Source organism: Clostridium sp. BL-8 (genome assembly GCF_002006495.1).
Taxonomy (GTDB): Bacteria; Bacillota; Clostridia; order Clostridiales; family Clostridiaceae; genus Clostridium.
Genome location: NZ_LZZL01000038.1, coordinates 40,855 through 53,441 on the forward strand (window position 1 = coordinate 40,855; position 12,587 = coordinate 53,441).

Genomic DNA, 12,587 nt, shown 5'->3' on the forward strand with positions numbered 1-12,587 from the left:
GGGGCAGTGGATATAAAAAATAAATATTTAAGAAGCCACTTTTAAATTAATTATATGATGGATATTTGTATATTATGATATACAAAAGCTGAATAGGCAATCATAAACTAAACTAAATGATATAAAAGTGGTTAGCCATAATGCATTTCTACTTCAGTGCTAATATAGGGGTCAAATTATTATGTTCTTTAAAAACTGAATAATGTGATATTTGCAATTTATGTTAGAATTGATTCAGGATAGTGGAATAAGAAGAAGTAATAAAGTAGGAGACAAAAAGGTGAAAAAACTTCATGTAATTTATATAATTATTATAATATTAACAGTCACTTATTTAGTAATTAATCGTTATGAATTGAGGTTCATAAGAGTTCATGGTATAGACTTAAGTAGAGAAAGTATCAATGGAATTTCGTTAATGGACAAATTTAATTTAAGTTCAGTAGAAAAGGCTTTTGGAAAGAGTAAAAAAGCAACTTTTGTAGATACTAATACTGAAGGTTACGCATTCAATTCTGAAGAATGTGTTGGTGCTATTGCTGTAGATGCAAATAACAACATAACTTCTATTGCAGGTTCTACATTAAAAGATACTTTATATTCAGGGGAAGGTATAACATTAAACTATGGAAATATAAATAATTTTTATTCTCATCTGTATAGTCCTTAATTTTCTTCAAACATGAAGCAGTGAAAATAAATAACAAATTGTATAATTGCATTTTAATAGAATAGCCCATTCATAAATATCCTTATAATTTTGTAAAAACACTTGACCTAGACATAACTCTATGTGATAGCATTAGTATATAACACATAAAAGTTCATATTAAAGTAGTTAATAAAAATATAAATGAAACAAAGAAAAGATTAGGAGGCTAAGATATGTCAAAGAAAGTTTTTATCACAGGAGCGAACAAAGGGATTGGTAAACAAATAGCACATGAAATGGGGAAAAGTGGGTGGACTGTGTTAATAGGATCACGAGATGAAAAACGCGGACTTGAAGCGGTTAATGAACTTCTTAGTGAAGGCATTAAAGCAACTTATATAAATATTGACTTGCAGAATCAAGAAACTATTATAGAAGCTGTAAACACAATTAAATCACAGCATTCTGATCTTGACATATTAATCAATAATGCAGCTATTCCAGGTGACATGAGAAAACCAGGCTATGAATTTACGTTGGATGAATTGAGAAGCGTCATGGAAACAAATGTATTTGGTCCATTTGAACTTACTAAACAATTATTACCTACACTTGAAAAAAATAATGGGCGAATTGTAAATATCACAATTCCTATCGGCATGACACCTTATTTTAATCCATTTTCCTATAAATCGAGTAAAGCATCACTAAATGCCATGACACAAACCCTTGCTTTGAATTTCCAACAAGCTGGAAAACCTCTAGAAATTTTTGGGATCATGCCTGGCGGAACAACAACTGACTTAAATGGAAACTCGACAGGACCACACATGAAGACAGCAGAGGAAGCTGGCAAGTTAATAACAGACATAATCCTTGATGGCAAAAATCATAATGGCGAGATTATAAATTATAATGGTGCTGTTGCTGATTACAACTGCGGATTATTTTGAGAAATTAAACTATACGCGCATATCGGAGCAGCAATCTGATATGGGCTTGTTTTACAATGTGTTTTACGTCGTAATTTTTATATATCATGAATCAATAAAAATAAATAGCAAATTGTAAAATCGTAGTATTCAAGAGATTGGATTTACGATTTTTTTTGTGAATAATTCTAAAAATAGAAAAAACTCCTAATAAATGAATGAAATGAGGAGATCAGTTTTAACATGAGGATATTATTATGTGAAAACTTGAAAAAAATATTCACATAAAATGAATCAAATTTATATTTGAAAATTGAATAAAAAGGTACTTGAAAAAATACGAATATTTGTACTTAATGGTATAACATGAGAATAGTAGAAATGAAGGAGTAAAAGTATGAAATTAACAAAAATAATTACAAGTTCATTAATTATAACATCTACATTGGCATTAAGTTCTAGTGGGGTAAGTGCAGAATGGAAGCAGGATTCAAACGGATGGTGGAATTCAGAAGGTAATTCATGGTCAATAGGTTGGAAACAGATAGATGGAAAATGGTATTATTTTGATGATGATGGATACATGAAAACTGGATGGATACAGACTGGAGATAAGTGGTATTATTTATATAGTAGTGGTGCTATGGCTACTAATACGTCTATTGATGGTTATTCATTAGATTCTGATGGAGCTTGGAGTCAATCTGTGCAAAATATTTCATCAAGCTTGGAAACTGGTAAAAAAACTATAACTAGCAATACAGATTTAAACCTTAATAGGAATGACGTGCAAAAAATTAATCTTTCTGATTTTCCATCAAGATTTAAGGCAGTTGATATATCTGATGAGGATCAAATACAAAAAATTATAGATTATTTGACATCATTAAATATAATTGAAACAAAATCAGATCCAAGTGATTATGTTGGAGGGGGATATCTTATTAAAGTATACTTAAAGAATGGAAACATTAGAGAATTTGAACTTTCAGGTAATAAGTTTTTCGAGGAGAAAAACAGATTCACATATGAGATCCCATACAAAGAAGCTACTAAATTTGATACGATTGTTGGAAATATATTAGAAGGAAATGAGGAAAAAACTACCGAATCCTCAATATTAGGAAAAGTTGTTTCTGTAAATTCAGAAGCAGAAGCAAGTGGTTATAATATATCATGTGTGATAAACGATGAGAATAATAAAACTTATAATATAAATACAGAACATGCAAAAATAATAGATGTAACTGGAAATGGATGGCTAATTTTGCATCAAGGAGATGCAGTAAAGGTTTTTTATCAAAATGGTGAAGAAGTTACTGATGATGTTATTAATGCTTTGACAGTTTATATAAAATAGTTATCTTTAAAATTTTTGATTAGCAATCCTCTTATAATATAAACGCCAAAAATAAATGATTTATTGCAAAATCGTATTATTCAAGAGAATGAATTTGCGATTTTTTTTATACGCAATTCTAACATTAGACAAACTGTAGATTTGACGAATTAACTTAAATAAAAAGTGATCTTTGAAAATTGAATAATGCAGTATTTACAAAATATGTTATAATATAAAATATATTGTTAAGAGGATGTGAAGTTTATGATTAATGAATATTGTCCTAAATGCCATGAATTAGCAAGCATGATAATGACTACAACAGAAAAAGAAGAAAAAGATGATAATGGTAAAGTGACTAAAATTATAACAAATAGTTATCATTGCAATAAGTGCAATACATTTGTACGAAGCGAGGATAAGAAGGTACCTATAGCATAAATAGGCATAATAAATAGATTTGTATTATGAAAACATTGCCAATTTAATAAAAAAGTACAAAAAATACCGTATTATTTAAATGAATGACGGTATTTTTACTGCGTACTTCTAAAAAAAAATATGTACTTTGTAGATCTGATGTAGCAATTAGTGGAAAAATGTTCTTTAAAAATTGAATAATATACATTAACAATTTATGCTATAATTTATTTATAATGGTAGTTTGTTGTGATATTATTGGTCGTAGTAAGTACTTAAAAATGAGGTGGGTAAAGTTTTATGAATGAATTATTACATGTGAAAATTAAAGATATTCCTAGTAAACACAAAAGCAAACATGAAGGTTATGAATATTACAAGCGTGAATTAGTTTCTAAAGGTGCTGCTGAACAATGTGCAATATCTGTATATGAAATACCACCGGGAAAATCAGCCTATCCTTATCACTATCATACCAAAAATGAAGAAGCATTTTATATTATAAGCGGAAGAGGATTACTAAAAACTCCAACTGAGTGCAAAGAGGTTTCTGCTGGAGATTTTTTATTTTTTCCAGCTAATGAAAAGGCTGCACATAAATTGACCAATATATCTGAAAGTGAAGCATTGATTTATTTAGATTTTGATACATATAATGACATTGATGTAGCGTTTTATCCCGATTCAGGGAAAATAGGCATTTGGGGCAAAAACATAGATCAGATTTTTAAAACTAATCTACAGGTTGAATATTATGACGGAGAATAAGGTTAGAAAATAAGCATAATGTTAGATAGTGTTAGTAAGCATGATTCTTATATCATAAATCAATAAAATTAAATAGCAAATTGTAAAATCGTATTATTCAAGAAATTGAATTTGCGATTTTTTTATATCAAACTCTAATGCTATATTCAGCTTCAACCAATTTAGATTTGACTTAGTAAATTATTAAACTGACCTTTGAAAATTGAATAACGAGAAATTTACAATTTATGTTATAATTGATTTGAAATGGTAAATTTTTTACGAATTAGTATTAGAGTCGGAGGGAACTAATGCAAAAATTTATGATTGGAATGTATGGAAAATTCGATAATGACAAATTTAATAGGGACTTTAAGGAAAATTTTTATGGAATAGAAGCGTGTCTCTTTGAAGATGAAAGAGATATAGAAAAGTTAATTAATGAAACTAAAAGAAAAGGAGTTAAATTTGGTATTCACTTTCCTTTAAGAGCTGGAATATCAAATTTGAGAGACCCTCAATTTTTAGCATTAGATGAAGATATGAGGAGAAATGCTTATAAATATATCGAAGAAGAATTAGATTATATTGATAATATGGAGGTTAAGCCAGAATATATTCTCTTTCATTACCCTAAGCCAGTTATCTTGAAAAATAATTTTAATATGAGTAATTGGAGATTTGAAGATAAAAGTGAATATACATATGAAGCAGATTATTCAATTAATAAATTTAAGAGATATAGTGAAAATCTTTTTGTTTGGCTATCTGAGAAAAGCCTCGAATATAATTTTATTCCTGTATTAGAATTTGATATTTTAAATAAGTATATTTGTGAATATAGCTTTCTGGAATCTTTGTTAGAAAAGTATCGAACAGTAAAAATATGCTTGGATACTGGAAGATTGCACTTACAAAGTAAAATAGATTCAAACTTTAATGAAAAAGAAATTATTAAAAGATTTGCAAAATATACTGAAGTAGTTCATTTATGGAATGTTAAGGTTTCTGGAAATTTAGAAAACAGCCATTTTCCTACATTACCAAATTTAAAAATAGAGGATGGTTGGGCACCTATTGAAAATTATCTGAAGATTATTACAAAGGAAAATAAGAATGTAAAGATAATGTTTGAGCATAGGTCAGATTTAATTAGCGATGAAGAATTAGATAGTTGCTATTTTTGGATTAGTTCCATACTAAAACAAAAGTAATAATTTCGAATCTTCTCACATTTAGCATTATTAGTAATTATGAATTTAAATTTAATCAAAAAGGATATATAAGATGAACGGTTATGTAAGCATTTAATAATAAATTTTAGGAAGTGTAATTGATGAGTAATTGGTATGATATAAGTAACAAATCCGATATAGATTATTTAAATGATATTTATGGAGGGTTTCATGACGCTTGTATAACGGAACTTCGATATATAAGTGGAGCTGATGTAGATAACAATCTATCAATTGCTAAAAACAAAAATCTACAGGAACATGGCCAAGCTAAATAATATTGATATGTTTTATTTTGATACAAAGACACAAGGGGCGACTATTGTGTGTCTTCATGGAATGTATGGACGAGCAGAAACTTGGGCTGAATTTATTGAGCATTATGGGAAACAATACAGAATTATTGCGCCGGATCAGAGAGGGCATGGATTGAGTAGTAAACCTATATCTAAATATACAGTTGAAGAAATGGCTGAGGATATAATTGAATTATTAGATTTTCTAAAGATAGATTCAGTAATTCTAGTGGGACACTCAATGGGTGGAGGAATTGCTGGATATTTAGCAGCAGTATATCCTAAGTATGTAAAAGCTTTGGCTATACTCGATAAATCAGCAGCTGGACCAGATAAGCGAAATATGCTGCCATTAAATCAAATTTCAGCCGTTGACCCTTTAACAAAAGATTGGCCTTTGCCTTTTCAAAGCTTAAACGAGGCAATGAAATTTATTAAGGAGGCTTCAAGCTCAAGTCTAGAATATCAATATTTTATGAATAGTCTTGTAGAAACTGTAGAGGGATATAAGATGATGTTTAGTTCTCAGGCCATGGCTGCTTATAGCACTTATTATCAAAGTTGGTTTCAACTTTTACCAAGCATAAAGTGTCTTGTTTTGCTAATTATAGCTAAAGGCAATAATGCAGTATCAAATGAGGAGTTTGTTAAAATGCAGTCACTAATTCCTAATTGTATAGCTTATGAAATGTCAGATGAAGATCACAATATTCATTTAGCAAAGAAAGAAGAATTTTATAAATATTTTGATGAATTTTTAGAAAGAAGATGCCTATTGTAATGAAATCATATATATAGTAGTTTACTCCAATGAGTATTATGATAACCATGAAATAGCTGGACAGTCAAAAGCTTTATAAAAAAGCAAGCTACTTACGTAAAAACATTTTTCGCATTATGTGTAAAAATGCGAATTTAAGCATAACTAAAATAATTAAAAACAAGCAAGCAAATTCTTCATTCTATGAGGATCTACAGGCTTGTTAATTGAACAGAATTTTTGACTGTCCAGTATATTAAGTTTTTTTAAACTAATTTATATAGTGCTGCGCCATGGGAAGGAACATTAGCAATAATTATATCTTCAGTTGGAGCTAAGTTTTCATGCTTCCATAAATCACGTATAGAAACCTTAGAATTAATTCCAAGATCTTTTAAAGAAACCTCTATAGTTTGAGTTTCTTCACATAAGTTAAATGCAGCTAGATAATAGCTTTCATCATTATTATCTTTACTAAACCATATAGCATGCTCGTTAGAACGTTCAATTTGAATTGCTCCATGGGAATTTGATATTAAATAAAGTACTTCATCATTTGTCAAAAGCTCTAAAGTCTTCGAATCTAATTTTGTTAACTCAGCTCCAACCATTAAAGGAGAACGAAAGATACACCAAAGGGTCATTAATGTAATTTGTTCGTTTATTGTAAAGTTAGTATAGCGCTCATGGCCAAAACCTTTACCTAAGTACCCAACGGGAATCATGTCACAATCAGGATAGCAGCCTGTTGATACATGATTTTGCCATACTTCACAACGTTCAAACATATTCTTAAGTAACTCCCAGTTATCCCAAAAGTCATCAGTAATACGCCACATATTTGCATACTTTTCTAAGTGCCAAGCTTTTTCAATTACAGCAGGTCCAGGTGAAAGGCTTAAGACCATATTTCTGCCAGAAGTTAATATAGCTTTATGAATCATTTCAATTTCTTTTTCAGCTGAATAAGGGTTGTCTTTATAGAAATTAGTATTGCATATATCATCAACCTTTACGAAATCAACTCCCCATTCTGCATATAATTCAAAAATAGAATTATAGTATTCTTGAGCACCAGACTTTTCATAATCAACACCATACATATCTGGATTCCATTTAGATATAGAATAAGGATTTGCAATTTTATTTGCAGTTACATCTGTACCTTTGATTTTTAAATGCATATGTGCAGCATATCTTGGAATTCCTCTCATAATGTGAATGCCAAATTTTAAGCCTAAATTATGAATATAGTCTGCAAGAGGTTTAAAGCCAGCGCCATTTTTAGAAGATGGAAATCTGTTTTCAGCGGGAAGCTGCCTAGAATATTCATCCATATTAAAATGGTTGAAATTTATATATTGGAAATTTTCTCTGTCAGTACCAGCAAGTGGATCAGACCATTGAATATCTACAATAACATATTCATATCCATGTGGTTTTAAGTATTTAGCCATATATTCAGCATTAGCTTTAACTTGAGCCTCATTTACTGTAGTGTCATAATAGTCATAGCTATTCCAGCCCATTGGTGGAGTTTGTGCAAAAGTGTTTTCTAGTAACATGATAAAAATCCTCTCTTATAATAAAATTTTATAAATTAAAAGATTATTGCGCGCCTTAATAAAAGTAAACATTGCATTTTAGGTACGCCTAGAAATAGAAATTAAATAAAAAACAAGTTACTATATGATTATAATGTAGTTTTTTGATATAATTATAGTTAGTGCTTTTATTAATATATAATGCTTTATATTAAGTGTATTACATAGATTAAATTTGATGCAAGAGTGATAAATTGATAAAAAGGGTGAATTTTTGATGGCGTATAAATTTGGGTCACATGGTTTTGTATTCTTTGATGAGATTCCAAATCCTCCATTTGAATTGAAGGATATGGGGATTGAAAAGAGGAGGACTTCAAGTTATTATTTTGATAATAATTCTAGAGATATAAAAGGATATTTGTTTCAATATACCTTAAAAGGGCATGGAATATTTGAGACAAAGAATGAAAAATATTATATTGAGCAAGGGCAGGCCTTTTTTGTTGAAATTCCAGATGACGAAAAATATTATTGTCCAGAGGATTTAGATGAAGAGGGGTGGCAGTTTTTATATATACATTTTGAAGGAACTGCTGTGAAGCCATATTATGATAAGATAGTACGAAAAATTGGCAAAATTATTACACTTCCTGAAAATAGCAGTGTTATACAATATTTATTAAAGTTCTATGAAAATTTAAGTGATGGGATGCATATTAAGCCTTTTGTAGGTAGCGAAACTGTTTTTCATTTTTTATGCTTATTATGTAGTAAGGTAGCCTATAATCAAGATGAATATTCTATAAGGACAAGAACTGCAATAGAGATTATGAAAAATGAATTTTCAAAACTTGAAGGAATTGATGCTTTAGCAGGACAACTTGGTGTATCTTTAAGTCACTTTACCAGAGAATTTACAAAGGAAACGGGGATAAATCCACTAAAATATCTCATAAACCTTAAGATGCAGCATGCAATACATTTGTTACATAACACAGAACTTTCAGTAAATGAAATTGCTTTAAGATGTGGTTTCTCTTGTGGAAACTATTTTAGTAAAGTATTTAAGAAAAATACACAGCTAACACCATATCAGTTTCGTAATGAAAGAAATTGATTAATTAATAAAACATATAAGGCTAGACATTTCAAGTGAATTAGAAATGTCTAGTCTTTTTTATGCAAAATTTGAATCACAACATTAATTTTTATTAAGCATTCCTACATGGCCGTTTTTAAAATAAGATCTAAATAAATAAGACATTTTCTCTGAATCTGGAGTACAGTTTGACTTTAACCACCAATCAATAGTACCGATTAAAGCATTAGCGGTAAATAAGAACGCCATTTCTTGAATCTCTGGGGAGCAGTCTTTATCACTTACAAGAAAAGAGCTTCGCAATTTTTCACGCTCTCTTAACATTGAGATGATGTTGCTGCGCAGTCTAGACATAAACCATATGTTACATGAATCATCCAGCATTGCCAGATATAATCGACTGTTTTCAGCAAAGTGATCAAATAGTTTCACCCAGGGATCAGATCTTTGGTCTTCATTAAGATTCTTAAGGCTTTCTTTAGGAAGACCTAAATCTTTTTTCATTTTTTCCATTGCATCTTCAAAAATTTTTAGTACAACGTCGTATTTATCTTGATAATACCTATAAAAGGTAGAACGATTAATCATGGCTCTATTAGTGATATCACCGACTGTAATATTATCGAAATGTTTTTCAAAAATAAGATCAATAAGAGCATCTCTTATTTGCTGATGTGTCCGTTTTGTTCGAATATCATGTTTATTCTGCAACATTTTCACTCCTTTGTTGTATATAAAACAAACAATAAATATTGTTGGTTGAATACAAATCTATATCTGATATATTTTAATTATAGCAACAAGGTGTTGCATAAACAATAAATACTGTAAAGGAGAATTACTATGAATAATTTAATTTTTAAAGATGATCAATTCGCATCCAAGGTATTGGGGCTTCTTGGAGATACTGCTTTCAAAGCTGCAGATATAGGAGAAGTGGTTTCAACAGCAGAGAAAATTAAAGAAGGAGACTATCAAAGCTGGTGTGAAGAATGGACTAAAACAGCCAAGCGTTTGCAAAGAGTTGCAAAAGAAAGCTACTCAAATGGCCATTTAATAAGTGCAAGAAAAGCTTATCTTAGAGCTTCTAATTATTATAGAATTGCAGAATTCTACCTTCATGAAAATCCAGAAGACCCAAAGATAGAGGAATTATATAGTGCAAGCCTAGATTGTTTTTCTAATGTTATAAAACTTAATAAGCCTGTTATTGAAGAAGTGAAAATCCCCTATGAAAATACAACACTTACAGGACATTTTTATAAATTAGAGGATTCAGAGGAACCAAAACCAGTTTTAATTGCTATGACTGGCTTTGATGGAACAAAGGAAGCATTTTACGGAATGGCAATGGATGCACTTGAACACGGTATGCATTGTATTACTTTCGAGGGGCCAGGGCAAGGAGAGGCCGTACATAAACAACAACTATTTTTCAGACATGATTACGAGAAGGTTATAACTCCAGTGGTAGACTATCTGATTACAAGAAAAGAAGTAGACTCAAAGAAGATTGTCTTATGGGGACAAAGTTTAGGCGGGTATCTTGCTCCTAGAGCTGCAGCTTTTGAACATAGACTTGCAGGCTGCATAGCAAATGGAGGAGTATATGATTTTTTAGGAGGATTTACAAGTATCTTTAATATGCCAAGAGAAGAATTTTTAAATTTCGCACTTTCTGATTCAGAGGGATTTAATAAAGCTGTTAAGGAAAAAATGGAATTAAACTCAAAAGCAAAATGGAGCTTTTCACATGGAATGTATGTATTTGGTGTAAATACCCCTGCTGAATTCATTCTAAAGGTTGGAGGTTTTTATATGAAAGGATTAGCAGAAAAAATACAATGCCCTACCTTAATCGTTGATTCGGAAAATGACAAACTGCTTAGAGATCAAGCAAAGCAGTTGTATGAAGAACTTATCTGCCACAAAGATTTTATTTTATTTACAGCTGAAGAAGGAGCTGAATTCCATTGCCAAGCTGGAGCTAAATTAATTGCAAATGAACGTATTTTTAGTTGGATTGAAAAGATACTAAGGAAGATATAGAAACACAGGATTCAAATTTTTATATTTAGGAGAGATGAAAAATGTCAAAAGTAGTTATTTTTAATGGTAGTCCAAGAAAGAATGGGTATACTACAAAATTATTAGATCAAGTAGCAAAAGGAGCAAAATCAAAAGGTGCTGAGGTTATTGAATTTGATTTAAATAACACTGAAATTCGTGGATGTCAAGGATGTTTCTATTGTCGTACTCATGATGGCTGTGCTGTTAATGATTATTTACAGCCAATGTATAAAGCTATTGCTGAGGCAGATGCTATTGTATTTGGTTCCCCAATATATATGTTCCAAATTACAAGTCAAGCAAAAACTTGGTTAGATCGTACGTTTCCAATGGTTGAAGAGCTTCCAAATAAGTTTATTCCTAGACATCCAGGTAAAAAGTTAATAACTGTATTTGCTCAAGGAAGCTTAGATCCTAAAAAAGGTGCAGAAGCCATTAAATATGTTAATAATATTTTTGACGTATTTGGTTGGAACTTGGAGGATTGCATCCACTACTGTGGAACTGATGATGAAGCTTTTAATGAGTTATCTTTAAGAGCATTTAAAGATGGAGAAAATTTGGTTTAATAAATATGTCATGAATTAATAAAAATAAATAACAGATTGTAAAAACGCATTTTCAAGAGATTGGATTTGCGTTTTTTTATTGAGTAATACTCTAAAATCCTATGAGCTAAACTGATATTTTAAAATTAAGAAATAACATATTTACAAAATATGTTATAATCAGAGCATAATAATAAGTTGTTACAAATGCTATTTGTATTAAATTTATTAAGGAGGACTTATTTAGTGGGTATTATAGAACGTACTATATTTTTTACAGTAGCATGGATTCCTGTTGCGGCATTAATATTTTCAATAACATTACTCATCGCTGGATTTTTCTCCAAATATAAAGGAAAAACCTATAAAAAAACTATCATAATTGGAATGATTTGCTTAGCTATTCCTATTATATATTATTTCATGTTTTTTATTATAGGGATGGTTAGTTTTGGGCCAGGAATGGCAGAATAATAGTATAGAATTAGTAAAATTATAATTTGAATTAAAAAAATATGTTTAAATTTTTAAAAGATTTGGATAATATGAAAAAATGTATATACCATGTATTGCTTTTTAAACAAGGTAAGTTTTAATAAGATAGTATTTCGGTTATAATTAGTATGTAAAGTGAAGCTTTTATATTGTAAAAAGCAGGCATTGTCAAAAGTAAAATTGTTTTGACAATCTCCTATGTTAAAATTAAATGTTGAATGGAAGTGATAAGGTGAATTTTAAACCATTACCAATAGGAATAGATAACTTTGAAAAGTTAATAACTAGAGATTATTATTTTGTTGATAAAACATTACTTATAAAAGATCTATTGGATAATAAAGCAGATGTAAATTTGTTTACAAGACCGAGAAGATTTGGGAAGACATTAAATATGAGTATGCTTCAATACTTCTTTGAGAATAGTGAAAAAGATAATTCGTA

Annotated in this window: 15 protein-coding genes; 13 read left to right on the plus strand and 2 right to left on the minus strand. The window is 29.8% G+C overall.

Annotated features, from left to right (window positions below):
• Positions 1–280 precede the first annotated feature (280 nt).
• From CLOBL_RS14270 to CLOBL_RS14295, 8 genes are all read left to right on the plus strand, one after another.
• Positions 281–670, plus strand: a complete 390-nt coding sequence (locus CLOBL_RS14270) for a hypothetical protein (RefSeq protein WP_143323871.1) — start codon at positions 281–283, stop codon at positions 668–670.
• Positions 671–885: 215 nt separating this feature from the next.
• Positions 886–1,605 (plus strand): SDR family NAD(P)-dependent oxidoreductase, encoded by a 720-nt coding sequence (locus tag CLOBL_RS14275; protein ID WP_077859649.1) that lies wholly within the window; start codon positions 886–888, stop codon positions 1,603–1,605.
• 376 nt (positions 1,606–1,981) lie between these two features.
• On the plus strand, positions 1,982–2,944 hold the full coding sequence (locus CLOBL_RS28960; RefSeq protein ID WP_077859650.1) for a hypothetical protein: 963 nt from the start codon (positions 1,982–1,984) through the stop codon (positions 2,942–2,944).
• 246 nt (positions 2,945–3,190) lie between these two features.
• A complete protein-coding gene (locus tag CLOBL_RS28035; protein ID WP_179117756.1) occupies positions 3,191–3,367 on the plus strand; it encodes a hypothetical protein in 177 nt (58 codons plus the stop codon).
• A gap of 279 nt (positions 3,368–3,646) precedes the next feature.
• Entirely contained in the window at positions 3,647–4,114 is a 468-nt protein-coding gene (locus CLOBL_RS14285; protein WP_077859651.1) for a cupin domain-containing protein, read from the plus strand.
• Between the two features lie 290 nt (positions 4,115–4,404).
• Positions 4,405–5,307: a hypothetical protein gene (locus CLOBL_RS14290; protein WP_077859652.1), complete on the plus strand. Its 903-nt coding sequence runs from the start codon at positions 4,405–4,407 to the stop codon at positions 5,305–5,307.
• A 122-nt stretch (positions 5,308–5,429) separates the two neighbouring features.
• Positions 5,430–5,606, plus strand: coding sequence for a hypothetical protein (locus CLOBL_RS28040; protein ID WP_179117757.1), 177 nt, complete (start codon positions 5,430–5,432; stop codon positions 5,604–5,606).
• 46 nt (positions 5,607–5,652) lie between these two features.
• Entirely contained in the window at positions 5,653–6,405 is a 753-nt protein-coding gene (locus tag CLOBL_RS14295; RefSeq protein ID WP_242953844.1) for an alpha/beta hydrolase, read from the plus strand.
• 245 nt (positions 6,406–6,650) lie between these two features.
• On the opposite strand, the gene CLOBL_RS14300 is transcribed toward CLOBL_RS14295, so the two are convergent.
• Entirely contained in the window at positions 6,651–7,949 is a 1,299-nt protein-coding gene (locus tag CLOBL_RS14300) for a glycoside hydrolase family 27 protein (RefSeq protein ID WP_077859654.1), read from the minus strand.
• A 256-nt stretch (positions 7,950–8,205) separates the two neighbouring features.
• Here CLOBL_RS14300 and CLOBL_RS14305 point away from each other — a divergent pair, with 256 nt between their 5' ends.
• Positions 8,206–9,048 (plus strand): AraC family transcriptional regulator, encoded by an 843-nt coding sequence (locus tag CLOBL_RS14305; protein WP_077859655.1) that lies wholly within the window; start codon positions 8,206–8,208, stop codon positions 9,046–9,048.
• 84 nt (positions 9,049–9,132) lie between these two features.
• On the opposite strand, the gene CLOBL_RS14310 is transcribed toward CLOBL_RS14305, so the two are convergent.
• Positions 9,133–9,744 (minus strand): TetR/AcrR family transcriptional regulator, encoded by a 612-nt coding sequence (locus CLOBL_RS14310; protein ID WP_077859656.1) that lies wholly within the window; start codon positions 9,742–9,744, stop codon positions 9,133–9,135.
• A gap of 129 nt (positions 9,745–9,873) precedes the next feature.
• Between CLOBL_RS14310 and CLOBL_RS14315 the strand changes: the two genes are divergently transcribed.
• From CLOBL_RS14315 to CLOBL_RS14330, 4 genes are all read left to right on the plus strand, one after another.
• Positions 9,874–11,079 carry an alpha/beta fold hydrolase gene (locus tag CLOBL_RS14315; protein ID WP_077859657.1) on the plus strand — a complete coding sequence of 402 codons (1,206 nt, stop codon included), beginning with the start codon at positions 9,874–9,876 and terminating at the stop codon, positions 11,077–11,079.
• 41 nt (positions 11,080–11,120) lie between these two features.
• Positions 11,121–11,669 carry a flavodoxin family protein gene (locus tag CLOBL_RS14320; RefSeq protein ID WP_077859658.1) on the plus strand — a complete coding sequence of 183 codons (549 nt, stop codon included), beginning with the start codon at positions 11,121–11,123 and terminating at the stop codon, positions 11,667–11,669.
• 225 nt (positions 11,670–11,894) lie between these two features.
• Positions 11,895–12,122, plus strand: coding sequence for a hypothetical protein (locus CLOBL_RS14325; protein ID WP_077859659.1), 228 nt, complete (start codon positions 11,895–11,897; stop codon positions 12,120–12,122).
• A 253-nt stretch (positions 12,123–12,375) separates the two neighbouring features.
• Positions 12,376–12,587: AAA family ATPase (locus CLOBL_RS14330; protein WP_179117758.1), on the plus strand; the 212-nt coding region annotated here is incomplete at its 3' end.